The sequence below is a fragment of the Pseudomonas sp. FP453 genome (genome assembly GCF_030687495.1).
Classification (GTDB): Bacteria; Pseudomonadota; Gammaproteobacteria; order Pseudomonadales; family Pseudomonadaceae; genus Aquipseudomonas.
This window is the reverse complement of sequence record NZ_CP117435.1, coordinates 3,143,764-3,168,331: the sequence shown is the minus strand read 5'-3', so window position 1 is coordinate 3,168,331 and position 24,568 is coordinate 3,143,764. Positions and strand designations below refer to the sequence as shown.

Genomic DNA, 24,568 nt, shown 5'->3' with positions numbered 1-24,568 from the left:
GTTGGTTTTTTCAACGTTTGATGTTGATCGTTTCGATTGCAAACAGGTACAGGGTGAACATCCGAATAAATTCGACATTGCCGAGCATTTTCAGGTTGAACGGGTCGGGAAACGTCGACACATACCAGAACGCCACGCACAGGCAGAACGCCAATACCACGCCCCCAAGGTAAGGTCCCCAACTGAAGTGATCGTGGTCGGCAAGACGGCTGTTCAGGTAGTTTACACAGAGCACCCAGGAGAGCACCAACACACTGGCAATCATCAAAAAGACCGGCAACAGCAGGCTGGCAACGGAAAACGGATCTTTCAGTGGCCCGCCGCCTTCCATGAATGTCGAAAAGGCCAACGCCAGAAATACGTTCAGCAATGGGCGGGATTTGACCTTGCCGAGGGCATCCATAAGCTCCTTGAACACTGTGCTCTATCCTTTATCGTGCGAATTGCGGCCGGGCATGCTCACCGATCCGCGGTCAATCATCAACGCTTTCGAGAATGATTCTTGTGCTTTCGACGAAGCGCCGCAGCATGCTGCGATTTGCGTGTTGCCATCTGCTTGTTGAACGGTTCCAGGACGTTGTCCAGGTCGCGATACAGGTTCGATTGTGATCTGACGACCTCAGTGAAGAAGTAACGTATGAACGCAGAACTCTCGAAACGCCCCTGTTTCCACGCCTCCAGCATGAAGTTGCTGGTTAAAAAGAAGCTGAAGCCGGCGAACAAAATGGTCAACTGCAGGAACAACGCTTGATCCGTAGCCAATTCACCCGAAGCGTTTTTCACCAGCAACCCATACGCGGTCGCAGTCCCTCCCAGCACCACACAGAACATGAGCAATGGCGCTCGCTTGCGGATAGGCTTCCCGGCGAAACGGACTTGCGTGCTCTGGATCAGGGTGTACAGAGCGTTGATCAGGAAGGGAAAACCAACGAACGCAATGTCGATTGCCGAAAAAACATAGCTCGCTGAGTCCTGCCAGTAAATGCTGGCCAGCGCCACGGCGGTCAGCCCTGCGACGATCAGATCCTTTTGCAACGACTTGGAGAAATCAAGGTGCTGCCGGCCATTTTTTCCAGCGCGTGAATGCATATAGTCAACCAGTTGTATATATGCCAATGGCCAGAAAGATGCTGTAAACCCGACGATGTACAGCGCCTTGAGTAATGCAAAAAACTCAAAGTTGTAGATCAGTGGGAGTGGGTTGACCCGCAATGCGAAGAAACCCCACAAGAAAGCCAGCAATAAAAGCGGGTAAAAGATGAGGCGATGCAAATAGAGCATGAGTGTACCCAGTGGTTGGATTGACCTTGAGCCTAATCAGCGGGCTGCCTTACCTTACGACTCAATCCCGGTGTCTTGCCCGTAATGCGCTTGAACGCACGACTGAAGGCGGCCTGCGACGTGTAGCCCAAACGCTGCGCTACCTCTTCGATCGGCAGCCTTTCGAGGGTCAGCCACTGGCTCGCCAGCCGCATGCGCAGTTCGGTGACATAGCGCAGCGGGGCCACGCCAATCGTCGCCTGGAAGCGGTCGGCAAAGACCGAGCGTGAGGTATTGCAGTGCGCTGCCAGCTGCGCGACGGTCCAGTCGCGGCCCGGTTGCTGATGGAGCGCAAGCAGTGCACCGGCCAGGCGTGGGTCGCGCAAGGCGGCGACCAGGCCTGAGGCATTGCCGCAGGCGCACTCCACCCAGCCGCGAACCACCATGGCCGCCACCACGTCGGCCAAACGCGCGAGGATACCGGCGAAGCCGATACGTGCGGCGCCGACCTCGCGTTCCATGGTGGTCAGGATCGGTACCAGGCCGGGGTAACGCTGGCCGCCGGCATCAATCAGCATCAGGCCCGGCATCAGCCTGCCAAGGCCATGGATGCTGCCCAGTTCAAACTCCATGCAACCACTGAACACAATAGTGCTCGGCGAGGGGCTGGCATCGGCGCCGGTTGCCACGGCGCTGACGGTGTCGCCGAGTGGGGCGCCGTCCAGGCGGTTGATGTCCATCACAGGCGCGTCTGGATGTGAAAGCAGCTGGTGCGCCGCGCCATGGGAGATGAACACGGCGTTGCCGGCAGACAGTGCGTAGGGGGTGCCATCGTCCATGCGCAGCACCGCATTGCCCACGGCGATGAAGTGGAACCAGGCGTGCCCGGGTTTCTCCGTGAAGCCCAGACCGAAGGTAGGGCCGGCCTGGATACGCCGGTATTCGACACCCCGCAGGCGCATGCCGCGCAATAGCTCGTTGATGAGGTCCGAGGAGAGAGCAAACTGATCAGCAGGCATCGTTCAGGTGTTTTGGTCAAAAAGTAGAGATTTTCGATCATAGATCATCCGGATCCCGGCGCCTAGACTTCGGTTCGTCATGAAGAGTGGGAGATCCGTACGATGACCGATTGTGTCTGTAATGCCATACCCGACCGCCATCCTGGCGTCGGCTTGGATGTAGAGCCTGCGGCCCCTGCTTGGATGGCCGTCTTTTCGTTGGCAATGGGGGTGTTCGGCTTACTGACCGCCGAGTACCTGCCGGCCAGTTTGTTGACGCTGATGGCGACTGACCTGGGCGTGTCCGAAGCGCTGGCTGGCCAGGCGGTCACGGTGACCGCAGTCGTCGCACTGTTCGCCGGCTTGTTGGTGCCAGGCCTGACCCGTGGCATCGACCGGCGCCTGGTGTTGCTGGGGTTTTCCACGTTGATGGTCGCTTCCAATCTGTTGGTCGCCGTTTCTTCCAGCTTCGCAGTGCTGTTGTTGATGCGCATCTTGCTGGGGATTGCCCTTGGCGGGTTCTGGAGCATGGCGGCGGCGGTCGCGATGCGGTTGGTGCCGAGTGCGTTATTGCCCCGGGCGCTGTCGATCATTTTCAGCGGCATTGCCATCGGGCACCGTCGTTGCCGTGCCGCTGGGCAGCTATCTGGGCGGGCTGTATGGCTGGCGCAGCGCGTTTTTTGCCGCGGCGGCGGTCGGCATGGTGACCCTGGCTTTCCAGTCGTTCACGTTGCCGCGCCTTGCGCCGCGTCGGCCGGCGAGGCTGCGCACTGTTTTAGAGGTGTTGCAGCGGCCAGGCATCGCCATGGGCATGTTCGGGTGTGTGCTGGTGCACAGCGGGCACTTCGCGATGTTCACCTATGTCCGGCCATTCCTTGAAGGCACTACCGGTATTGGCTCGCAAGGGCTGTCACTGATGTTGCTGGGGTTCGGTGTAGCCAACTTCGTCGGCACGCTGTTGGCCGGGCGGTTGCTGGAGCGTCACCCACTGGCCATCCTGGTGGTGATGCCTGCTCTGGTCGGCGTTGCCGCCCTGGCGTTGGTGCTGTTGCCGGCGTCGTTGCCTGGGCAGGCGATACCCCTGGCGATCTGGGGCCTGGCCTTTGGCGGGGTGCCGGTGGCGTGGTCGAACTGGGTGGCCAGCGCGGTACCCGATCAGGCGGAAAGCGCCGGCGGCATGGTGGTGGCCTCTGTGCAGTCTGCCATCGCGACAGGCGCCGCCGCTGGCGGTGCCGTGTTCAGCTTCGGTGGCAGCGCGGGCGTATTCGTCGCGGCGGCCGTATTGATGTTGCTGGCCGCGCTGCTGATTGCGCTGCGAGTTCGCGTCCCTTCTGCCCCTGGCGTTCGCCAGACCAAGCCCGCGCTGCACCTTTGATCCGATTGAGCAAATCGCTTCGATCCCATCCGTCACCAGGAACTGACCCATGAACAATACGACGTCTCATCAAGGACGCCTCAAATCGCAGCGATTCAACATGACGGCTTTGTAAGGGGCCCGCGACAAGATCTTATAAGGCAGAATAAAGCCATGTATCCACGAACATTCAAGAGGCCTGATTGATGCCGTCGAACGCCTTTGCAGAAATAATTGCTCGGCTGAGCAGCGTAATTTCAAGCCAGCCCGCTGATATGGTGAAAATAGTGGACGAGGGCGTTTACGAATTAAGCCAAGTTGGCGAGCCCTCGGCGGCAAAATTCCTTCTTCCGCTTTTAGATGATGGCTGTTCTCATCAAGAATGCATGTTTTCCATTATCCACGCGGCGGAAGCTGCGCCGTTGGATGCGTACGTTGCGGATTTGCTTGCTGTCTATCCCGCGATCGCGGCAAGTAGTCCTGAGTGGGCATCCATTGTTTTGCTGCGAGTGCTGAATAGCGATCCCGCGCGCGAAATCATTGTCAGGGCGTTGCGCGAGTCAGACACGCCAGCCAAGGACGCCGTGGCCTATATCGCAACTAAGATAAATGAAAGAAGTCCGGAATTTACGGGCAAGACGCTGGGCGTCCTGCTGGCTGCCCGCGCGTAGTTTCTATATCGCTGCCGCCTCAGCACCGCGCAGGCGTAGATAGCCGGCGAACTCGGGTACATTTCCAGGGGCGAGGGGAGGCCAAGCCACTCACAAGTGTCTTCGTCGAGGTTCATTGTGGGCAAATCCGAATACTGTGTGCGCATACAGCAGTCGAGGTTTGAGCGTGGCGCGATTTGAAGCGACGAGCTGTAGCAGATTTGGGTCTGGTATTCGTTCGGCAGGACGCCGTGGGGAGGATGATTGCGGTGCAAGGTCTGAAATGGCGGAGCAGAAACATTAAGGGCCTGCATGAAGTCAATCACGCAAGCCCTTGATATATATGGTGCCCGAACCCGGAATCGAACCGGGACGCCCTTACGAGCGGGGGATTTTAAGTCCCATGCGTCTACCAGTTTCGCCATTCGGGCGGTAGCGCGGTGCAGCAGGGATGGGAATATATAGGCCCAGGCGCTTCGGTGCAAGTTCGAATAGCACCTTTATGGTGCTCATGCGTGCAGGAAAAAGCTCGATAGATCAGTGATCTACACGGGATTCCTGGTGAAGTTCAGAAGCGCTGCCTGGCAAATGGAAGCGGCGCCCGCGCGGGCAGGCGCCGTGCTGGCTTTACACGAATGGCTGCCCACTGAAGCCCCGTGGCAAGCGCTGCAAGCCGGGCAGATCGGTGAGGCGTTGGGTCCACGCGCTGCGCCAGTCGCCGGCGGTGTGGGTTTTAGCGCGGCGGGCGCTACGGCGGGCCGCGTTGCGTTGGGTGCGGCGCGCTTCTTTGTACGCGTCGGTGTTGCGGCAGGTACGGCACTTGACCCGGTTCAGCTCGGTGCTGGAGGGGAGGTTGGTGCCGTGGTGGCCGCAGGCAAGATGGCCGGCGACCTTGAAGTGAATGACCATGTAAGCGTCTCCTTCTTATAAGGGGCCGCGCCTCGAGACCACTCGGTGGGCGCGGGCAGGGCGGGGTTGTTACCCCGACGCCTTATGGTTAGGACCCCTGTGGCGCGACGGCGTTCGCTTTTGTTTGCAAGCCTGTTCAACCCCGGGCCCTGACGTTACGCTGGCACGCACCCAATCATGAAAAGGAAGGAATGATGAGCGTTGTAACCCCGCCACACGAGGGCGGTTGCCGCTGCAATCGCGTGCGTTTCAGTGTCAGCGTGGCCCCGGTGATCACCATGGCGTGTCACTGCACCGGCTGCCAGAAAATGTCCTCCAGCGCGTTTTCCCTCAGCGCCCTGGTCCCGGCCAATGGTTTCACCGTGACCGCTGGCTGCCCGGTGATCGGCGGCTTGCACGGGGTGGACCGCCACTATTTTTGCCCCCATTGCATGAGCTGGCTGTTTACCCGCCCCCATGGCATCGATGAGTTCGTCAATGTGCGCGCAACCTTGCTGGATAACGCCAGCGATTACGTGCCTTTCATGGAAACCTGGACCCGGGAAAAACTGGCCTGGGTCTCCACCCCAGCCGTAGAAAGCTTTGCGCAATTGCCGCAGCCGGAGGAGTTCCCGCGGTTGTTGCAGGCTTATGCCGAGTTCAATGCGCGCTGAGTTCAGTCAATCAAGGCCAGCAGGTCGGTGTCGCCCACGTCCACACCGGCCTGGCTCAGCAGTGTGGTCACTTGGCCACGATGGTGGGTCTGGTGGTTGAAGAAGTGCAGCAACAGGCTGCCGAAGTCCTTGTCGGCCGCGACGCCACGCATGTTGTAGTACTGCAAGCGCTGGTCTAGTTCGGGCGCTTGGAGGGTGTTGGCCCAGTCGATGATCAGTTGATCCAACCAGGCGCGGTAGGCGGCGAGTGCGCGCAGGTCGGCGAAGGCGAGTTGCTTCAGATCGGCCGGCATGGCGACAGCGTCCAGCGGTGCCAGCGCCAAATAACCTGCCGGGTGCCGGGCGAAGCGCTTGAGCCACACCGTGTCGCCGAGGGCCAGGTGGTTCAACGTGCCGAGGATCGAGCCGAAAAAGGCGCGGCGATCTTCCAGCAATTGCGCGTCCGTGAGGTGGCTGGCGGCGTCATATACCTTTTGGTTCATCCACTGGTTGTAGCCGGCCATCAGCGTGATGTGTTCAATCCGGTTCACGGGGGGGCTCTCTTGAAAGCGGGGTGGCGCCATCATAAGCCGCGCCCGCCCGGCGGTCATGGTGTTCCGGCAGGCACGGGCTATGGTTGTTAGACGCCAACAGTGCGCCCTCGGAGGGCTACACCATGAACACCAGCGATCTCCTGGAACAACTCCTGCGCGGCGGGCAACAGGGCGGCGGCGCCTCGGGCAGTGGCCTCGGCGGGCTGCTCGGCGGCTTGCTGAAAGGCACCAGCACCGGCAATGCCTCAGCGGGTGGTGGTTTAGGCGGATTGTTGGGCGGGCTCGGCGGCCTGTTGGGCGGTGGGGCGGCTGCACGTCCTGCGCAAGGGCGCTCTGGCGGGATGAATTACGCGGCACTGGCGTCGTTGGGCATGATGGCCTTCCAGGCGTATCAGGCCTGGCAGAGCCAGCAGGCCAGCCAGCCGCAAGCCGCCTTCCAGACGGCGGACCAGCTTGACGGCCCCGAGGCCGAAGCCCATAGCCATGCGGTATTGCGCGCCTTGATCGCGGCCGCCAAGGCCGATGGGCGTATTGATGAAAAAGAGCAGCAGATGATTTCCAATGAGCTGCGCCAGCACACCGACGACCCGCAGTTGCAACAGTGGCTCGACGCCGAAGTCGCCAAGCCCCTGGATGCCACGGATTTCGCCGAGTTTGCCGGCGACCCGGCCGTGGCTGCCGAGGTGTACCTGGCCAGTGTGCTGCTGGTGGACGACCAGCAGGACGCCGAACGCAATTACCTCGACGACCTGGCGGCGCAGCTGCAACTCGATCCGCAGTTACAGCTGCACCTGGAGCAACAGGCCAAAGCCTAGAAGCGCACGGTGGCGCCGGTGGTCAGCCATTGATCGTGGTCACCGCTCAGGCTGCGCCCGACGATCAGGTCCACATAGACAAATTCGCCAAGGTGCAGGCGCGGCCCGGCCTGCCAGGCCTGGTCGCCGCCGCGCTGGCCATAGCGCTCACCGATCAGCGTGAGGGCGGGCGCCAGTTGATACTCGACGCCGCTGCCCCAGGTCAGGCGGTGGTTTTGTTCACCGTCGTCATAGGCATGGGCCCAACCGGCATTCAGGTTCAGGCGCAGCGCCTGCAAGGGCTGCCAGGTCAATGGCAGGTTCAGGTCCGCGCCGTCGAAGGCGTGCCGACGATCCAGCGCAACGTGCGCGCCGGCAGCCACGGCCATCTCCAACCCCAAGTCTTCCCGCGACAGCACCTGAGCCTTGAGTTGCGGGCTGATCTGGCTTTCGCCGCCCGCCCGCGACAGCGCCGCGCCCCATTGCACCGAGGGCAAGGCACTGAAGGTGCACGCGGGTGACAGCGTTTCGCTGTGGTTGCGGCCTTCGTGGCGGTTGGCGCTGAACCAGGCGTCCACGTTGCAGGTGCCCGGCGCATTGATTGCGCCATCGTCGACTACGTAGGCCCCGCCGGCGGCATGGGCCTTGGACAGCAGCGCAATGAGCAGCAGCACGGCCAGGGTCAAACCGATAAAAACCAGGTTGCGCCGCAGTGCGCGGCGTTTGGCCGGCGGCAACAGCAACAAGGTGTGACGTGCGCCGCGATAGTGACGCGCACGGTATTTGGCAAACCCATCCGGGCGTTGCGGCGTGTGTTGGTTGTGCATGATGCACCTCGCGTGAATTCAGCTTTCTACGGTCAGCACCGAAATGCCGCTGGCTTTGGCCTGGCAGACCAGCTCCGACGTGTCGTCACCACCCGGCAGGGCGATGACCACGTCGGGACGGCTGTCGATCAGCATGAAATGGTTGCGCTGGCGTTCCGCCTGCTTGCCGTGGCGTTGCCAGTTGGGCGGGTAGCGCACCACGTCGATACCCAGTTCCCGCGCCCACTCCTCGACGTCGCTGCCGAGGAACTGGTTGCCGCCGTGGATCAATACCTGCACCGGGCGCAGGCGGTGGTAAGCGTCCAGCACTTGGCGGGACTTCTTGGTGTCGGCGTAATGACGACCTGCACAGATCAAGACGCGCATATTCGAATCCTTGTGATGCACGGTGACAGCCGGGCGACCGCCACCGTTTGAACGGCGGGGGGATCAGTACCACTGCTTGAAGCGGCGGATGTAGATCGTTTTCATCAGTTGCGCGACGCAGCAGTAGCTGAGCAGGGTGCCCACCAGCCAGGGGAAGTACGCCAGCGGCAGCGGTTGCAAGCCGACCAGGGTGCCCAGGGGCGAGAACGGCACGTAGATCCCCAGCGCGATTACCACGCAAGTCATCATCAATACCGGCCACGCGGCGGTGCTTTGGAAGAACGGGATCTTGCGGGTGCGCAACATGTGCACCACCAGGGTTTGCGAGAGCAGGCCCTCGATAAACCAGCCGGACTGGAACAGCGTCTGCATCTCTACGCTGTTGGCGCTGAACACGTACCACATCAGGGCAAAGGTGGTGATGTCGAAGATCGACGAGGTCGGCCCGATCCAGATCATGAAGCGCCCGATGTTTTTCGCGTCCCACTTGCGTGGCTTGGCCAGGTATTCCTTGTCCATCTTGTCCCACGGCAGGGCCAGCTGGGAGATGTCGTACATGAGGTTTTGCAGCAGCAGGTGAATCGCCAGCATCGGCATGAACGGGATAAACGCACTGGCCACCAGCACCGAGAACACGTTGCCGAAGTTGGAGCTGGCGGTCATGTTCAGGTACTTCATGATATTGCCGAAGGTTTCGCGGCCCTTGAGCACGCCTTCTTCCAGCACCATCAGGCTCTTTTCCAGGAGGATGATGTCGGCCGATTCCTTGGCGATGTCGGTGCCGCTGTCCACCGAGATACCCACGTCAGCGTCGCGCAGTGCCGGTGCATCGTTGATGCCGTCACCGAGGAAGCCCACGGTGTGGCCGTTGGCTTGCAGGGCCTTGAGCACCCGGGATTTTTGCAGCGGCGTCAGCTTGGCAAACACCGTGCGTTCTTCCACGCGGCGCAGCAGGGTGGCGTCGTCCATCGCTTCGATTTCCGCGCCGAGCAGCGGCTGGCCGGGCTCCAGGCCAACCTGGCGGCAGATCTTGCTGGTGACCACGGCGTTGTCGCCGGTCAGCACTTTGACCGCTACACCGATTTGTTGCAGCGCAGCAATCGCCGGGCCGGCGGTTTCCTTCGGTGGGTCGAGGAAGGTCAGGAAGCCCTGGATCACCAGGTTGCGTTCATCGGCGGTGGTGTATTGCTGGCGGGCCAGGGCCTTGGGAATGTTGCGCGTGGCCACCACCAGCACGCGGAAACCGTCTTCGTTGTAGTCGTTGGCCAATGCCAGCAGCTCGTTGCGACGGCGCTCGTCCAGTGGCACAGCGTCGCCGCCTTCCATGACGTGGGTGGAAATGCTCAGCATCTCTTCCACGGCGCCCTTGCACACCAGCAACTGATCATCGGCGGCATCCTTGACCACGATGGACAGGCGACGGCGCACAAAGTCGAAGGGCAATTCATCCACCTTGCTGTAGGCAAACGGCACCTGGAACTTCGGATTCTGCTCGGAGAACTGCACCACGGCCTGGTCCATCAGGTTTTTCATGCCGCTTTGGTGATGGCTGTTGAGCCACGCCAGGGACAGCACCGTGTCATCGCGTTGGCCAAAGGCGTTGACGTGATGTTCGAGGATGATCTTGTCCTGGGTCAGGGTGCCGGTCTTGTCGGTGCACAGCACGTCCATCGAACCGAAGTTCTGGATCGCATTGAGGCGCTTGACCACAACTTTGCGCTTGGCCATCGCCGTGGCGCCCTTGGCCAGGTTGGCGCTGACGATCATCGGCAGCATTTCCGGGGTGAGGCCGACCGCAACCGCCAGGGCGAAGAGGAACGCGTCGCCCCAGTCACCCTTGGAGAACCCGTTGAGCAGGAACACGATCGGCACCATCACCAGCATGAAGCGGATCAGCAGCCAGCTGACGCTATTGACCCCACGGTCGAACGCGGTTTGCACCCGCGAGCCGACAATCGCCTTAGCCAGCGAGCCGAAGTAGGTGCGTGGCCCGGTGGCGACCACCACGGCCTTGGCCCGGCCGCTGACGACGTTGGTGCCCATGAAGCAGATGTTCGGCAGGTCCAGCAGATTGCCCTGGTCGGTGGCCGGGGGCGCGGCGGATTTTTGCGTGACGTCGCCGAGGGTGTCGTACTTTTCCACCGGCAAGGCTTCACCGGTGAGCACCGCTTGGCTGATAAACAGGTCGCGGGATTCGATCAGGCGGATGTCCGCCGGGATCATGTCGCCGGCCGATAGCTGCACGATGTCGCCGGCCACCAGGTCGCGCATCGGCACTTCGCGCAGGGTTGGCTGGGCGCCGACTTGTTCGCGGCGCAGCACGGTGGCGGTGGTGCGCACCATGGCTTTCAGGGCTTCGGCGGATTTCGCCGAGCGGTGTTCCTGCCAGAAGCGCAGCAGGCTGCTGAGCAGGACCATGGTCATGATGATGATGACCTTGGTCAGGTCGACTTCTTCACCGGCTTGCAGCGGCAGCCAATAGTCGGTGACAAAGCTGATGCCGGCCAAGGTCAGCAGCACGTAGATGAACGGGTTGTTCAGCGCTTGCAGGAACTGCACGATGGCGTGGGGCGGCTTGTCATGGGCAACTTCGTTGTAGCCTTCGCGGTGCAGGCGTGCAGCGGCGTCCAGTTCGGTCAGGCCGTCCTGGGTGGCCCGCACGTTGGCGAGGGTGGCCGACAGGCCGTTGTGGGCTTCACGGGCGGCGCGCATCGACAGTTTGGTGTCGGCGTCGGCGGTGGTTTTCTTGTGCAGTGGCGTGTTTTTTACGGCGCTCATGGTGTGTACTCCTGTCGCCAATTCTCGACAAAACATACCCGGTACTTACCTGCTGACAGGCGAGCGAAAGCATGCCGAGCCGCGGACTTCGCGATCGGTTCAAATAAAGTGTCTGGACAACTTTTGCGGCAGCGTTAGTTAAATAGCGCGCAGCGAATTACAACTGGGATAGTTCATAAAGAACTCCAGGGTGTTGATCAGATAGTTGCTGTTTCCAGCAGGATTAAGCGGCGCGCGCGCTCAGGTAGAAACCGAGCAGCAGACCGGCTTGTGCCAGGCTGGAAACGGTCGGTCTCTGTGGGTCCTGCGGGTCGGCGTGATCCCAGTGCTGCAGCAGTTGGCCGCTGTCTGGGCAGATACGCCAGTGCGCCAGCGGGTGAGCCGGGCGCACTTGGGGGGAGGGTGTGGCAAAGGGCGAGCGGATTGGGGAAAACCCTGCAGGCTCACGGCACAGCTTGGCGCGCAGGGCTGCGGCCAGCGTGCGAATATCATGTAAAACAAAGGCTTGGAAGGTCATAACACACCTCGGGACCGGACGGGCGACCGGTGAGGCAGTTACGGTGGAGCATCGAGCTCTAGCGCAGCTTACCGGACCGGGAAGCGAGTCCTGTCATATTCTGGGTTGGGCGCCCGATGCCCGCAAAGGCGGTGCTCGGACAGCGACTAGATACTGTGTCCATTGGCTTCTTTTGTGAGGTTTAAAAAAGGCCCCAGTTGCGGGCACGGGCAATCTACTCAGGCAGTTACAAAATGTCAACGGATGATTAATTAAATTATCCGTTGTTCAGAGTTCATTCAGACAAGAGGCACTTGGAAGTTGCTCGATATATAACTTCAAATGCCCTGTGCCGCGAGAACGGCCAAATAGATCAATACCACGCCACAGGCGCCGTAACTGATGCGCTGCCAAGTGGGCGATGCGTTCTGGCGCAACAGGTTCACCAACCCGGCAATCAGAAAGCACGACAGCACCGATGCCAGCATGAACCCGGCAAAAAACATCAGCGTCTGCCCATGGCTGGGCGTGGCGCCGACGATGCCGGAAAGCGCGCTGCCCAGGGCGCCCCAGTAGACAATGTTTTTCGGGTTGGCCAGGGAAATCGTCGCGCCCACCGCCAATGCATTCTTCGCCGAGCTGGCCGGCGCGCTGTCGGCTTGCGGCAGATGCCACGCATCCATCAGGCTGCGTGCGCCGAGCCAGGCCAGGTACAGCGCGCAGGCAATGGTCAGCGGCACGCGCACGGCGTCATGCTGGATCAGCAACGCAATGCCGGTGAGGCCGATCACCGCCCAGACCGCGTCGCCCACCAGTGAGCCGATTTGCACCAGCAACGCCGGGGTGAAACCCTGGAGCAAGCCACGCCGCAGGGTCTCCGCCAGCACGGCGCCGGGGGACAGGCAAAACACAAAGCCAAATACCAGTGCGTAAAAGAAGATCGTCAGCATGCCCGCGTCCTTTCGAGAAAGGGCACGAGCATAGCCAGATTGGGCAGGGCAGTTCTAGTTTTTGCAGTTACAACAGCGCGATACGTTCAAGTTCAGCCTTCAACTCGGCCGCGCCAAGGCGCGCAAACGGCAGTGCGAAAAACGCCCGGCAGCGGCTTTCGATGGTTTCCAGTGTGGCGTGAAAGGCGGCGTCGAGCATTGCTTCATCGCCGTCAACCTCCGAAGGGTCTTCCAGGCCCCAATGCGCCTTCAGCGCCGGCCCGAAATACACCGGGCAGGCTTCACCGGCGGCCTTGTCGCACACGGTGATCACCAGATCCGGCGGGCTGCCTGCAAGCGCATCATTGCCTTTGCTGTACAGGCCTTCCGTGCTGATACCTGCGGTCCCCAGCGTCGACAGGCTGCGCGGCAAGACCTGGCCCTTGGGGAAGCTGCCAGAACTGATGGCGACGAAACCCGCCGGCGCCAAGTGGTTGAACAGCGCTTCAGACAAAATGCTGCGACAACTGTTGGCGGTGCACATGAACAGGACTTTCATTTCAGATACTCAAACGCAAGGCGAGGGCGGCGAGGGTGATCAACAGCACCGGCAAGGTCAGCACAATCCCGACCTTGAAGTAGTAGCCCCAAGTGATGGTGATGCCCTTGCGCGCCAGAATATGCAGCCACAGCAAGGTGGCCAGGCTGCCAATCGGGGTGATTTTCGGGCCGAGGTCGCTGCCGATCACGTTGGCGTAGATCATCGCGTCCTTGATCACACCCACCGCATGGCTGGACTCGATGGACAACGCGCCGATCAGCACCGTCGGCAGGTTGTTCATCGCCGAGGACAGCAAGGCCGTCAGCACGCCGGTGCCCATGGCCGCACCCCACACGCCGTAGGTGGCGAAGGTGTCGAGCCAGGTTGCGAGGTACGTGGTGAGGCCGGCGTTGCGCAAGCCGTACACCACCAGGTACATGCCCAGGGAGAAAATCACGATCTGCCACGGTGCTTCCTTCAGCACCTTGCGCGTGGAAATCTTGTGGCCCTTGGCGGCGATCACCAGCAGGAGCACGGCACACACGGCGGAAATCGCACTGATGGGAATGCCCAGTGGCTCCAGGGCGAAACAACCGACCAACAGGATACCCAGCACCCACCAGCCGGCGCGGAAGGTGGCGCGGTCGTGGATCGCACTGGCTGGATCGGCCAGGTCAGCGGGGTCGTAGACCTGCGGGATATCGCGGCGGAAAAACCACAGCAGTACCGCCAGCGTGGCCGCGACGCTGACGAGGTTCACCGGCACCATCACGGCCGCATATTCGTTGAAGCCAATCTTGAAGTAGTCCGCCGAAACGATGTTCACCAGGTTCGACACCACCAGCGGCAGGCTCGCGGTATCGGCGATAAACCCTGCGCCCATGACAAACGCCAGGGTTGCCGCCGGGGAAAAACGCAACGCCAGGAGCATCGACATCACGATGGGCGTGAGGATCAGCGCTGCGCCGTCGTTGGCAAACAGCGCCGAAACCAGCGCGCCCAGCAGCACCATATAGGCAAACAAGCGCCGCCCGCGCCCACGGCCCCAACGTGCGACATGCAGCGCCGCCCAGGCAAAGAAGCCGGCTTCGTCGAGCAACAGGCTGATGATGATCAGCGCGACAAAGGTGCCGGTGGCATTCCAGATGATGTGCCACACCACCGGAATATCCGCCAGGCTGATCACGCCGCTGGCCAGGGCGAGGATGGCGCCCATCGTTGCACTCCAGCCGACGCCGAGGCCCTTGGGCTGCCAGATGACCAGAATGATGGTGAACAGAAAAATGCCAATGGCGACAAGCATCGATAAAGCTCCGAGGGCTCAGCAGCAGACGCTGGCCCGTTGTGGTCGGTTGCCCATTGCATCCAGACGTTGGGTGTCGGCATGCAACCAGGGCAGGTTGGCTTGCAAGGTGATGTCCAGCACTTGGGTGACCCATGCGGGCAGCGCTGGATTGATGCGGTAGTAGATCCATTGACCCTGGCGACGATCCAGCATCAGCCCGCAATTGCGCAGTTGCGCCAGGTGACGGGAGATTTTCGGCTGGCTGTCCTCCAAGGCATGGATCAGTTCGCACACGCAAAGTTCGCCTTCGCGTGCCACCAATAATGTCAGGCGTGTGCGGGTGGCATCGGCCAGGCATTTGAACAGTTCGGGAGGGGAGATGAACTCGGACATGGGCAACGCCCTATACATATGGGAAGTCGAATATACGTATTTCCATATGTGTCGGTCAAACCGGTTTTCGCTTGATCTGGATCAAGCGCCTGGGAATCTATCGCAAGTGTTTGAAATTAAAATGAAACACGAATGTCCTAAAGTGCCTGCCATTGCAAACGAAGGAAGAACCCGCGTGACCCGTGCCACTCGCAACCTGCGCAAGACCCTCGATTCCGTCGCGGAAAATAACGAAACTGCGGCGTTCGACCTGATGCGCGCCGTGGAAAAACTCGGCGATGAAGTGCTACGCCAGCGCTTGCTCAACACCATTCACCGGTTGAACCAGGATGCTTATGAGCTGCGCGAAGCGCGCGATTCGGTGGAGCAGGTGTCCGTCAGGCTCGCCTGAGCAAGATCGTTCAAGACAAGCACTCTATTGCGCTGGCATGCTTGGCGACTGTCCGTCGTTGAGCCGTGTCCATGCCTACCGCCTTACCTCATTACGCCTTCGCACGCGGCGCCATTGCCGTTATCCCGCTGTCCCTGGCCTGTGCGCCGTGGGGGCTGCTGGCCGGCTCCATGGCCATTGATGCGCAATTCACCCCGCTGCAAGCCCAGGGTTTATCCGCCATTGTGTTCGCCGGCGCCGCGCAGTTGGTGGCGATCGGCATGGTCAAGAGCGGCGCGAGCCTGATCTCCATTGTGTTGACCACCTTGTTGCTGACTTCCCAGCATCTGCTCTACGGCATGCACATGCGTCCTACATTGTCAGCGCTCAACACGCGCTGGCGCATGAGCCTGGGTTTTCTGCTCACCGACGAATTCTTCGCCCTGGTCAGCCACTACGACCGTCAGACGTTCAATCGCTGGTACGCCCTCGGCGTCGGCTTGACGTTCTATATCGCCTGGAACCTGTTCACCCTTGCCGGCATCGTGCTGGGCAAGAGCATTCCCGGCCTGGACCAGTTGGGCCTGGAGTTTTCCATCGCCGCGACCTTTATTGCGCTGATCACCCCGGTGGTGCGTGATGTGCCGACCGTGGTCTGTGTGGCCGTGTCGTTGCTGTTCTCGGTGTGGCTGAGTTTCCTGCATTGGGAATCGGCGGTGGTGGTGTCGGGTGTGTTGGGGATGAGCGCCGGGTATGCGTGCAAACGGCTGGGAGTAGGGCTGCGATGATCTACCTGATGATTGTGACGATGGGCCTGGTGGTGTTTCTCAACCGCTACCTGTTTATCGAGCCGCGCTTGCCGGTACGCCTCAACCGGGGGGCGCGGGAGTTTCTCGGGTTTGCGGTGCCGGGGATGCTCACCGCGATTTGCGGGCCGATCATCTTCCTGGCCGATCACCAGCACCTCAACCTGAGCCCGACCAACCCCTATCTGCTCGCCGGTATCAGCGCGGTGGCGCTGATGTACTGGACGCGCAACGTGCTGCTGACGGTGCTGTTGAGCATGGCGTTGTTCTATCTGTTTCGCTGGCTGCTCTGACGCCCAGGCGAAAAAAAGCCCGCGGGAGGGCGGGCTGAAGGGAGACTTCTAAAAATGAGCGTGGCCACTATAGGTGGCGCATTCTCCCTTCACAGTGAAACTAAATTCATCCTGCCGTATTGCATCAGCTCTTGGCGTTGAGCTTGCGCAGTTCTTCATACGTGGCCGACTGGACGAACCAGAAGCCGGAAATGATGCACCACGTCAACGTGCCGCCGATCAGGACCGCCAGGCCCGTCAGGAAACTTGCACCGAACATCGTGACCAAACCCATCAGCCAAACGAAGGCCAGGGCGATGTAGAGCACAGTGTTGTTGACGCTGATGACGAAATCTTTCATGACGCTTCCTTGTAGAGAATATCCCGTTGACCTCCTCAGTGAGATCAACGTTGGCATCATAATGCCATGTATCAGCAGGCGCCACCTTTGGCCCCTCGGTCGCCGGCAAGTGGTAGAGTCGCGTTTTTTTTGCGACGGAGCGATGGCATGCACAAGGTGGTAATGGGCGCATTGATACTGGCGGCACTGGCCGGTTGCGCAGGTTCGAAGATGAAAGACGCGCGCGCGGGCACGCCCTACAAGACCCTGGCTTCGGATAAGGCCACCCTGGTGGTCGCCGAATGCATCCAGTTCGGCTGGCAGGACGAAAGCGTATTCGGCGTGGATGCGGGCGGCTTCAAGGAACCCAACGGGCCAGGCGGTTTCACCGTGTACACCACCGGCGGCGATTACTTTGTCGATGTACAAAGTGCGGGCGCTGGCGCCACCGTGAAGTACTACGCCGTGGAAGACAACATGCCCGCCAAGCGCCGCCTGGCGGCACTCGCGACTTGCCTGTAATCCGTTGCCTTAGTGGTTTTAGGAAATGCCCGGCGGGACAGCCGCCGGACATTCGCTTATCATTCGTCCCGCTCGTTCGGCGTGATGGCTCTTTACCAGTACACGGACGTCGAGGCCGACACGTCGGACGAGCATCTTTTTTCCTCTAGCGCGGCATGTAGCCCAACTGCCAGCGCCGTGGAATCTTCAGCGACACCAGGCCCAGCAACGCCGCCAATCCACCGCTGACCATCAGCGCCTTCAGGCCCATCCGCTGCTCCAGCCATGCGCCGAGCACCGCCCCGACAAACATTCCGCCCCAAGGAATCAGTTGCACACGCCAGCCATTGCGGCGCTCCCCCAGCATCCAACGCCCCAGGCCACGGCCAAAACGCGAGAGCGCGCCCGTCACGTACGTCAGGCCCACCGGCAAACCGTTGACCTCTTCCACTGCCGCATTGAGCATGCCCATCGCAATGATCGCCGCGAGCAAGGCGGGCAAGGCATCGTCCATGGGCAACATCGCGCCAGTGCAGAGCAGGGCGGCGATGCACAGCAGCAAGGGCAGGGCATGCCGGCGACTGAAACGGCTGACCATCACACCCAACGCATTGCCGACGACAAAGGTGGCCACCAGCAACAGCAGCCGCCCGGTCAGGCCAAGATCACCGGCACTGATCGCCACTGCCAACCGCGTGGTGTTGCCACTCATGAACGAGACAAAATCGCCACTGGCCATAAAGCCAATGGCATCGGTCATGCCGGCCAGCACCGACAGGCACGCGACCAGCATCAAACCGACCCGGCCACGCCAGCGTTGGCGGTGAGCGTGTAGGGCATTGGCGTAAGGCTTGGGGGACGACGGCAGCATGGGGCCGGGCTCCTCGGCAAGATTATTCGGCCACTACCGTAGGACGCTTTGCGGGTGTGCGCAATGACCTGGATCTGGGCGGATGTCATCGCAGGCAAGCCAGCTCCCACCTTTGAACGATGTGACTGGGCAGTAAGTGCTCGGCTGGAGATCCTCCAGGCACAACCAATTCCCTGTGGAAGCTGTCGAGCTTTAGCGAGGCTGCGAAGGCGGCGGCATGGGTGGCAGAGGGGTTGACTGATCCACCGCCATCGCAGGCAAGCCAGCTCCCACAGTTGATCGGTGTTGTTGGGCTGTCATTGTTCGGCTGGAGATCCTCCAGGCACAGCCAATTCCCTGTGGGAGCTGTCGAGCTTTAGCGAGGCTGCGAAGGCGGCGGCATTGCTGGCAGAGGGGTTGACTGACCCACCGCCATCGCAGGCAAGCCACCTCCCACAGTTGATCGGTGTTGTTGGGCTGTCATTGTTCGGCTGAGGATCCTCCAGGCACAGCCAATTCCCTGTGGGAGCTGTCGAGCTTTAGCGAGGCTGCGAAGGCGGCGGCATGGCTGGTAGAGGTGTTGCCTGGCTCCCTCACAAGCCAGCTACAACGGTTAACGGTGTTGGTCAGGAAGGCTGCGCTTTTTCCGGTGGGCTCGCCGTGAGCTGCTCCAGGAATATCGCCAGCGCCACCTCTTCCGCCTTGAGCCCCTTGCGCACCCGCGGCTTTGGCAGTTTGGACAGTTCCCCCAGGCTGAAATGCTCCAATACAGCGGGGTGGATGTAACACTTGCGGCACACCGCCGGGGTATTGCCCAGTTGCTTGGCAACGTCCTTGACCGTTGCCACCACGTGCCGTTTGGCATCGGATTCGGGTTGCCACTCCAGTTCACGCAAGACGGCCAGCGCCAGGGCCGTACCGGCCCAGGTGCGATAGTCCTTGGCGGTGAAGTCGGCGCCGGTGAGGCTGTGCAAGTAGGCGTTGACGTCATGGGAACTGACCGTGTGCCGCGCGCCATCCGCGTCGAGGTATTGGAAAAGATCTTGCCCCGGCAGCTCCAGGCAGCGCTTGACCACCGTCGCCAGCCGGCGGTCCCGTACGCTGACCTGGTGCTCCACGCCACTCTTGCCGCGAAACTGGAACTGGATCTCGCTGCCCTTGATGTCGACATGCCGGTTGCGCAGGGTGGTCAGCCCATAGGACTTGTTCTCACGCGCGTACTGGCTATTGCCGACGCGGATCAGCGTCGCGTCAAGCAGCATCACCACCGTGGCCAATACCTTTTCCCGGCTAAAACCTGGCTCGGCGATCTGTGCTTCGAGCTTCTTGCGCAGTTTTGGCAAGGCTTCGCCAAACGCCTGGAGACGCGAGTACTTGTCACTGTCGCGGACTTCACGCCAGCGCGGGTGATAGCGGTACTGCTTGCGCCCACGGGCATCGCGGCCGGTGGCTTGCAGATGGCCGCGCGGGTCGGCGCAGATCCACACGTCGGTGTAGGCCGGCGGCACGGCCAGGGCGTTCAAGCGCTGGATTTCAGCTGCGTCCTTGATCCGCACACCCTTGGCGTCGAAGTACTGGAATTTGCCGCGCAGGGTCTTGCGGCGAATGCCCGGCTGGGTGTCGTCAACGTAGTGCAGGTCGCGGGGCAGCGGGGCGTCGGGCATGGCGAAGGTTCCTTGGCAACAATCAGGCCGGTATGCCTGATTGACCGCAGCCCTGCGCCGTCGTGCCAAAAGTTTGCCTACGCCAGTACCGCCACCGCCTTGATCTGTGCCCACAGCGTCTGGCCGGGGCGCAGTTGCAGCTGATCACGGGAGAACCGGGTGATGCGTGCCAGCAGCGGTGTGCCGGCCGCATCCAGGCGCACGAGGACGTGGGCATTGTTGTCGGCCCCCAGCTCCTGGATGACTGTCACCGGCAAGCGATTGAGGATGCTGCTGTGCTCCTCCGCCTGCAGGCTGAGGCTCACGTCCCGCGCCTGCACCTTGATCCGCAACGCCTTGCCCAACGCCAGCGGCGCATGGGCCACACGCATGTGCAAGGCACTGGCGGGCAGTTGCAGGGTCAGCAATTGATAGTGTTCGTCATAGGCGCTGACGGTGCCATTGATCACCACGCCGGCGTCGTCACCGGAGGCCATCGGCAGGTCCAGCCGCGCCAGGGTTTCGCCGATGGGCCCGCTGGCCAGGACCTTGCCGTCATTGAGCAGGACGATGTGATCGGCCAGGCGCGCCACTTCGTCCTGGGCATGGCTGACGTACAGCACGGGGATGTCCAGTTCATCGTGCAGGCGTTCGAGGTACGGCAGGATCTCGCCCTTGCGCTTGCTGTCGAGGGCCGCCAGCGGTTCATCCATCAACAATAATTGCGGGCTGGTGAGCAGTGCGCGGGCGATGCCGACGCGTTGGCGCTCACCGCCGGACAAGTGTTGCGGGTGGCGATCGAGCAAGTGGCCGATCCCCAGCAGTTCGGTGGCTTGGGCCATGTCCACGCGGCGCTGTTGCCGCGCAATACGCTTGAGGCCGAACTCCAGGTTGGCCCGCACCGACAGATGGGGGAACAGGCTCGCCTCTTGAAACACATAACCCAGGGCGCGCTTGTGCGGGGGCACGAACAGTCCTTTGGCGCTGTCTTGCCACACTTCATCGTTGATCTGCACAACGCCGTGTTCGGCGCGCTCCAGCCCGGCGATGCAACGCAAGCAGGTGGTTTTGCCGGAGCCGGAGTGGCCGTATAACGCGGTCACGCCGCGACCCGGTAATTGCAGGTCCACATCGAGGGCAAATCCCGAGTAGCTCAGTTGCAGGCGCACATCGATCATCACGGTCAGCTCCAGCCCATTTTTGTTTTACGGCTGGAGTAGAGCGCCAGCAACACGAGGAACGCGAACACCACCATGGAACCCGCCAGCCAATGGGCCTGGGCATACTCCATGGCTTCGACGTGGTCGTAGATCTGCACCGAGACCACGCGGGTCTTGTCCGGGATATTGCCGCCGATCATCAACACCACGCCGAACTCACCGACGGTGTGGGCGAAACCGAGAATCGACGCGGTGATAAACCCCGGGCGGGCGAGGGGCAGGATCACCGTGAAAAACGTGTCCCAGGGATTGGCGCGCAAGGTCGCCGCCACTTCCAGGGGGCGCGTGCCGATGGCGGAGAAGGCGTTTTGCAACGGCTGCACCACAAACGGCATGGAATAGATCACCGAGCCAATCACCAGCCCGGCGAAGCTGAAGGTGAGGGTGCCCAGGCCCAGCCATTGGGTGAACTGGCCGAAGTAGCCATTGGGGCCCATGGTCAACAGCAAGTAGAAACCGATCACCGTCGGTGGCAACACCAACGGCAAGGCAACGACCGCGCCAATGGGGCCGCGCCACCACGATCGGGTGCGCGACAGCCACAGGGCAATCGGAGTGCCGATGACCAGCAGGATCACGGTGGTCAGTGACGCCAGCTTGATGGTCAACCAGATAGCGGAAAAATCGGCACTCGATAGCGGCATTTAGAGCTCGTAACCGTAGGACTTGATAACGGCCGCGGCCTTTGGCCCTTTCAGGTATTCAACCAGGGCCTTGGCAGCGGCGCTGTCCTTGCCTTTGTTGAGGATCACCGCGTCCTGTTTGATCGGATCATGCATGGACGACGGAACAATCCACGCCGAACCGCTGGTGACTTTGCCGTCTTTATAGATCTGCGACAAGGCCACGAAGCCCAGCTCGGCATTGCCGGTGGACACGAACTGATAGGCCTGGGTGATGTTCTGGCCTTCAACCAGCTTGTCCTTGACCTTGTCGGTCAAGCCTTCCCTTGCCAGCACTTGGGTGGCGGCCAGGCCGTAGGGCGCGGCTTTCGGGTTGGCGATGGACAGGTGTTTGAAGTCGTTCTTCTTCAACACTTCGCCCTTGGCGTCAACATAACCTTCTTTCGCCGACCACAGCGCCAGGGTGCCCACCGCGTAGGTGAAGCGCGAGCCTTTGACGGTATCGCCTTCGCTTTCCAGTTTTTGCGGGGTGGTGTCATCGGCGGCAAGGAACACTTCGAACGGCGCGCCGTTCTTGATCTGCGTATAGAACTGGCCGGTGGCGCCGTAGGCGGCGACCAGTTTGTGACCGGTGTCTTTTTCGAAGTCGGCGGCAATCGCCTGGATCGGGGCGGTGAAGTTGGCCGCGACGGCGACTTGCACTTCATCGGCGTGGGCCGAACCGAAGGCAAGGGCGGCAACCAGCGCGGCCAGGCGTGAAACACGAATCTTCATAGAGCAGCTCCTGAGGGTGTACGGCTTGTTATAGGTAGAAGGCGTTACCGCTATTTACGGGAATATATAGCGGTTAGCCATTGCCGGTACAGTGCCAAGTTGCCCCAGGTGTCAGTTTTTCGTGAGTTTGGCCAACGCCTGTTCGGCCAATTCCCGTGTCAGGTCATAGGTGGAGATGTCTTTGCCAAGGCGCAGTGCCTGGCCCGACCACAGGTTGCTGAAACCGGCTTCGTCCTTCGCCTTGAGCGGTATCAGCGCGCCGCCGGAAGTAGGAAATGCCGGCGCCGCCGGGTTGATCGCACCCAACTCACGCATGACCCGGTTGACAATGCCCCGTGCCGGGCGGCCGGTGAACAGGTTGGTCAACGCGGTTTCACTGGCCTGGGCATGACGCAAGGCGTGGTGATGGGACGGTGTGACATTGGCTTCGGGAGTGAACAGGTAGGCGGTGCCGATCTGCACCGCCGAGGCGCCCAGGGCGAAGGCCGCGACAATCCCCCGTGCGTCGCCAATGCCACCGGCGGCGATCACCGGCACGCTGACGGCATCGACGATTTGCGGCAGCAGGGCGAACAAGCCGATCTGGGTGTTGAGGTCACTGCTCAGAAACAAGCCACGGTGCCCACCGGCCTCAATGCCCATGGCGATGATTGCGTCGCAGCCGTGTTGTTCCAGCCAGATCGCTTCTTCCACGGTGGTTGCCGACGAAAGCACTTTGGCCCCGGTGGCTTTCACTCGATCCAGCAGGGCTTTTTCCGGCAGGCCAAAGTGAAAACTCACCACTTCGGGACGGAATTCTTCAACCACCTGGCAGGCGGCGTCGTTAAACGGTTCGCGGTTGGAGACGGGCGTCGGCGCGTCAAAGTCGGCGCCCAATTCGAGGTAGTAGGGCTTCAACAATTCTTTCCAGTGTTGATCGCGTGCTGCGTCGGGCTCAGGTGGCTGGTGGCAGAAGAAATTCACGTTGATGGGCCGTGTGCTGGCCTGGCGAATCGTGCTGAGCGCTTCACGCAGCTGTGGGAGGCTGAGCGCCGCCGCTGGCAGCGAACCCAGCGCGCCGGCGTTGTTGGCGGCGATGACCATGGCCGTGGTGGTACCGACCGCCATGGGGGCCTGGATGATGGGCGTATCGATGCCCAACAGGTCAATCAGGCGGGTGTCTGGCCAGGTGCTCATGGGATGCGTCTCCAGCGTTAGTAAGATTTTTCGCTGTTTTAGCAGGGCCCTTGGCTGCCGGCCACTCTGTTTTATTCACTGGACGCCGGCGCTTTTTCGTGCGCGTCAGCTGTCACTTTCGCGTGCCAGCAAGCGCCGCTTGCGCTCCACACCCCAGCGGTAGCCCGACAGTTCGCCATTGCTGCGCACCACGCGGTGGCACGGGATGGCCACTGCCAGGCAGTTGGCCCCACACGCCTGGGCCACTGCGCGGAATGACTTGGGTGCGCCGATACGCTCGGCGATCTGCGCATAACTGGCGGTGCTGCCCAATGGGATATCGCGCAGGGCTTGCCACACCCGTTGTTGAAAGGCGGTGCCACGCAGGTCCAGTGGCAGGTCCAGGCCGAGGGCGGGCGCCTCGATAAAACCCACGACTTGCGCAACCGTTTGTTCGAAGTGAAGGTCTGCGCCCACCAGGTCAGCCTTGGGAAACTGATCCTGTAGGTCGCGCACCAAGGCGTCCGGGTCGTCCCCCAGCAGAATGGCGCACACGCCACGGCGGCTTTGCGCTACCAGAATTGCCCCCAGCGAGCATTGGCCAACCGCAAACAGGATCTCGCTGTTGGTGCCGCCCGCCTTGTAGTCACTGGGTTTCATGCCAAGCAACTGATCGGCTGCCTCATAAAAGCGGCTGTTGGAGTTGAAACCTGCGTCATACAGCGCGTCGGTGACCGAATGCTGGCCCTTGAGCCCTTCACGCACTTTGCGCGTGCGCTCGGCGCTGGCGTAGCCCTTGGGCGTCAGCCCGGTGACGGCTTTGAACACCCGATGAAAGTGGAAAGGGCTGAGCCCTGCACGCAGGGCGAGTGCGTTGAGGCTGGGCGGGGTGTCGGCCTGTTCGATGTGGCGGCACGCCTCGGCGACCAGTTGCGCATGCTGGGCTGCCAGTTCGGTCTGGTCCCCGCGCGCACGTTTGCTTGCGCGGTAACCGGCGGCCTCGGCGTGTGCCGGCGTGTCGAAGAACTGGATATTTTCCGGGCGCGGCAATCGCGAGGCGCTGCTGGGACGGCAATACACGCCGGTGGTTTTTACGCCGTAGACAAACAGCCCATCGGCCTTGGGGTCGCGGGCGACAATGGCGGCCCAGCGCGGATCTTCTTCGGTGTTCATGGGCGGCACTCTTGACGGGTCTTGCGCAGAGTAACCCTGTGGCATCGGCCTGGCACTCCGAAGCTTGCGGTCAAA

28 protein-coding genes, 1 tRNA gene and 1 pseudogene are annotated in these 24,568 nt (G+C 61.4%); 8 read left to right on the top strand and 22 right to left on the bottom strand.

The annotated features are described in order from the left end of the window. Positions 1-10 precede the first annotated feature (10 nt). The 3 genes from PSH87_RS14175 to PSH87_RS14165 form a co-directional block, all read right to left on the bottom strand. Complete coding sequence (locus PSH87_RS14175) at positions 11-403, bottom strand: hypothetical protein (RefSeq protein ID WP_305429860.1); 393 nt, start codon at positions 401-403, stop codon at positions 11-13. A gap of 77 nt (positions 404-480) precedes the next feature. Continuing rightward, positions 481-1,281 carry a hypothetical protein gene (locus PSH87_RS14170; protein WP_305429859.1) on the bottom strand — a complete coding sequence of 267 codons (801 nt, stop codon included), beginning with the start codon at positions 1,279-1,281 and terminating at the stop codon, positions 481-483. 32 nt (positions 1,282-1,313) lie between these two features. Next, on the bottom strand, positions 1,314-2,279 hold the full coding sequence (locus PSH87_RS14165) for an AraC family transcriptional regulator (protein ID WP_305429858.1): 966 nt from the start codon (positions 2,277-2,279) through the stop codon (positions 1,314-1,316). A gap of 102 nt (positions 2,280-2,381) precedes the next feature. On the opposite strand from PSH87_RS14165, the pseudogene PSH87_RS14160 reads away from it, so the two are divergent. Together PSH87_RS14160 and PSH87_RS14155 are read left to right on the top strand one after the other, a co-directional pair. Continuing rightward, positions 2,382-3,633 (top strand): annotated as a pseudogene (locus PSH87_RS14160) (MFS transporter). A gap of 185 nt (positions 3,634-3,818) precedes the next feature. After that, positions 3,819-4,283 carry an Imm30 family immunity protein gene (locus PSH87_RS14155; RefSeq protein WP_305429857.1) on the top strand — a complete coding sequence of 155 codons (465 nt, stop codon included), beginning with the start codon at positions 3,819-3,821 and terminating at the stop codon, positions 4,281-4,283. Between the two features lie 323 nt (positions 4,284-4,606). Here the strand turns inward: PSH87_RS14155 and PSH87_RS14150 are convergent. After that, positions 4,607-4,693 (bottom strand) — tRNA-Leu (locus tag PSH87_RS14150). A gap of 196 nt (positions 4,694-4,889) precedes the next feature. After that, positions 4,890-5,171, bottom strand: a complete 282-nt coding sequence (locus tag PSH87_RS14145) for a hypothetical protein (RefSeq protein ID WP_257779978.1) — start codon at positions 5,169-5,171, stop codon at positions 4,890-4,892. A gap of 194 nt (positions 5,172-5,365) precedes the next feature. Between PSH87_RS14145 and PSH87_RS14140 the strand changes: the two genes are divergently transcribed. Next, on the top strand, positions 5,366-5,824 hold the full coding sequence (locus tag PSH87_RS14140; protein ID WP_017734242.1) for a GFA family protein: 459 nt from the start codon (positions 5,366-5,368) through the stop codon (positions 5,822-5,824). A gap of 2 nt (positions 5,825-5,826) precedes the next feature. Here PSH87_RS14140 and PSH87_RS14135 read toward each other — a convergent pair whose 3' ends face one another. Further along, positions 5,827-6,354 carry a DinB family protein gene (locus PSH87_RS14135; RefSeq protein ID WP_305429854.1) on the bottom strand — a complete coding sequence of 176 codons (528 nt, stop codon included), beginning with the start codon at positions 6,352-6,354 and terminating at the stop codon, positions 5,827-5,829. Between the two features lie 125 nt (positions 6,355-6,479). Here PSH87_RS14135 and PSH87_RS14130 point away from each other — a divergent pair, with 125 nt between their 5' ends. Continuing rightward, entirely contained in the window at positions 6,480-7,172 is a 693-nt protein-coding gene (locus tag PSH87_RS14130) for a tellurite resistance TerB family protein (RefSeq protein ID WP_305429853.1), read from the top strand. On the opposite strand, the gene PSH87_RS14125 is transcribed toward PSH87_RS14130, so the two are convergent. The 8 genes from PSH87_RS14125 to PSH87_RS14090 form a co-directional block, all read right to left on the bottom strand. After that, a complete protein-coding gene (locus tag PSH87_RS14125; RefSeq protein WP_305429852.1) occupies positions 7,169-7,978 on the bottom strand; it encodes a hypothetical protein in 810 nt (269 codons plus the stop codon). The two genes, PSH87_RS14130 and PSH87_RS14125, sit on opposite strands and share 4 nt — an antisense overlap. A gap of 18 nt (positions 7,979-7,996) precedes the next feature. Further along, the gene (locus tag PSH87_RS14120) at positions 7,997-8,344 is read right to left on the bottom strand and encodes an SLOG family protein (protein WP_305429850.1); all 348 of its coding nucleotides are present in this window, start codon (positions 8,342-8,344) and stop codon (positions 7,997-7,999) included. Positions 8,345-8,407: 63 nt separating this feature from the next. Beyond that, a complete protein-coding gene (gene mgtA, locus PSH87_RS14115; protein WP_305429848.1) occupies positions 8,408-11,122 on the bottom strand; it encodes a magnesium-translocating P-type ATPase in 2,715 nt (904 codons plus the stop codon). Positions 11,123-11,345: 223 nt separating this feature from the next. Next, entirely contained in the window at positions 11,346-11,639 is a 294-nt protein-coding gene (locus tag PSH87_RS14110) for a hypothetical protein (protein ID WP_305429847.1), read from the bottom strand. A 317-nt stretch (positions 11,640-11,956) separates the two neighbouring features. Next, the gene (locus tag PSH87_RS14105; RefSeq protein WP_017734236.1) at positions 11,957-12,568 is read right to left on the bottom strand and encodes a LysE family transporter; all 612 of its coding nucleotides are present in this window, start codon (positions 12,566-12,568) and stop codon (positions 11,957-11,959) included. A gap of 67 nt (positions 12,569-12,635) precedes the next feature. After that, on the bottom strand, positions 12,636-13,106 hold the full coding sequence (locus PSH87_RS14100) for an arsenate reductase ArsC (protein ID WP_305429845.1): 471 nt from the start codon (positions 13,104-13,106) through the stop codon (positions 12,636-12,638). 1 nt (position 13,107) lies between these two features. Then, positions 13,108-14,391, bottom strand: a complete 1,284-nt coding sequence (locus PSH87_RS14095) for an arsenic transporter (protein WP_017734234.1) — start codon at positions 14,389-14,391, stop codon at positions 13,108-13,110. Positions 14,392-14,409: 18 nt separating this feature from the next. After that, positions 14,410-14,766: a metalloregulator ArsR/SmtB family transcription factor gene (locus PSH87_RS14090; RefSeq protein ID WP_305429844.1), complete on the bottom strand. Its 357-nt coding sequence runs from the start codon at positions 14,764-14,766 to the stop codon at positions 14,410-14,412. Positions 14,767-14,941: 175 nt separating this feature from the next. On the opposite strand from PSH87_RS14090, the gene PSH87_RS14085 reads away from it, so the two are divergent. From PSH87_RS14085 to PSH87_RS14075, 3 genes are all read left to right on the top strand, one after another. Then, a complete protein-coding gene (locus PSH87_RS14085; RefSeq protein WP_005788169.1) occupies positions 14,942-15,157 on the top strand; it encodes a hypothetical protein in 216 nt (71 codons plus the stop codon). Positions 15,158-15,228: 71 nt separating this feature from the next. Beyond that, on the top strand, positions 15,229-15,924 hold the full coding sequence (locus PSH87_RS14080; RefSeq protein WP_305429843.1) for an AzlC family ABC transporter permease: 696 nt from the start codon (positions 15,229-15,231) through the stop codon (positions 15,922-15,924). Beyond that, complete coding sequence (locus PSH87_RS14075) at positions 15,921-16,235, top strand: AzlD domain-containing protein (protein ID WP_017734231.1); 315 nt, start codon at positions 15,921-15,923, stop codon at positions 16,233-16,235. The genes PSH87_RS14080 and PSH87_RS14075 overlap by 4 nt, the downstream gene beginning before the upstream one ends. Positions 16,236-16,359: 124 nt before the next feature. Here the strand turns inward: PSH87_RS14075 and PSH87_RS14070 are convergent, their stop codons facing one another. Then, positions 16,360-16,575 (bottom strand): hypothetical protein, encoded by a 216-nt coding sequence (locus tag PSH87_RS14070; RefSeq protein WP_017734230.1) that lies wholly within the window; start codon positions 16,573-16,575, stop codon positions 16,360-16,362. A 147-nt stretch (positions 16,576-16,722) separates the two neighbouring features. On the opposite strand from PSH87_RS14070, the gene PSH87_RS14065 reads away from it, so the two are divergent. Then, positions 16,723-17,076, top strand: a complete 354-nt coding sequence (locus PSH87_RS14065; protein ID WP_017734229.1) for a hypothetical protein — start codon at positions 16,723-16,725, stop codon at positions 17,074-17,076. Between the two features lie 145 nt (positions 17,077-17,221). Here the strand turns inward: PSH87_RS14065 and PSH87_RS14060 are convergent, their stop codons facing one another. The 7 genes from PSH87_RS14060 to ada form a co-directional block, all read right to left on the bottom strand. After that, on the bottom strand, positions 17,222-17,926 hold the full coding sequence (locus PSH87_RS14060) for a YoaK family protein (protein ID WP_305429842.1): 705 nt from the start codon (positions 17,924-17,926) through the stop codon (positions 17,222-17,224). Positions 17,927-18,531: 605 nt separating this feature from the next. After that, entirely contained in the window at positions 18,532-19,569 is a 1,038-nt protein-coding gene (locus PSH87_RS14055) for a DNA topoisomerase IB (protein WP_305429840.1), read from the bottom strand. Between the two features lie 77 nt (positions 19,570-19,646). Further along, complete coding sequence (gene modC / locus PSH87_RS14050) at positions 19,647-20,726, bottom strand: molybdenum ABC transporter ATP-binding protein (RefSeq protein ID WP_305434312.1); 1,080 nt, start codon at positions 20,724-20,726, stop codon at positions 19,647-19,649. Positions 20,727-20,731: 5 nt separating this feature from the next. Next, positions 20,732-21,412: a molybdate ABC transporter permease subunit gene (modB, locus tag PSH87_RS14045; RefSeq protein ID WP_017734225.1), complete on the bottom strand. Its 681-nt coding sequence runs from the start codon at positions 21,410-21,412 to the stop codon at positions 20,732-20,734. After that, a complete protein-coding gene (modA, locus tag PSH87_RS14040) occupies positions 21,413-22,165 on the bottom strand; it encodes a molybdate ABC transporter substrate-binding protein (RefSeq protein ID WP_017734224.1) in 753 nt (250 codons plus the stop codon). Positions 22,166-22,276: 111 nt separating this feature from the next. Beyond that, positions 22,277-23,341 (bottom strand): nitronate monooxygenase family protein, encoded by a 1,065-nt coding sequence (locus PSH87_RS14035; protein WP_257780723.1) that lies wholly within the window; start codon positions 23,339-23,341, stop codon positions 22,277-22,279. 105 nt (positions 23,342-23,446) lie between these two features. Beyond that, the gene (gene ada / locus PSH87_RS14030; RefSeq protein ID WP_305429836.1) at positions 23,447-24,493 is read right to left on the bottom strand and encodes a bifunctional DNA-binding transcriptional regulator/O6-methylguanine-DNA methyltransferase Ada; all 1,047 of its coding nucleotides are present in this window, start codon (positions 24,491-24,493) and stop codon (positions 23,447-23,449) included. Between the last annotated feature and the right edge of the window lie 75 nt (positions 24,494-24,568).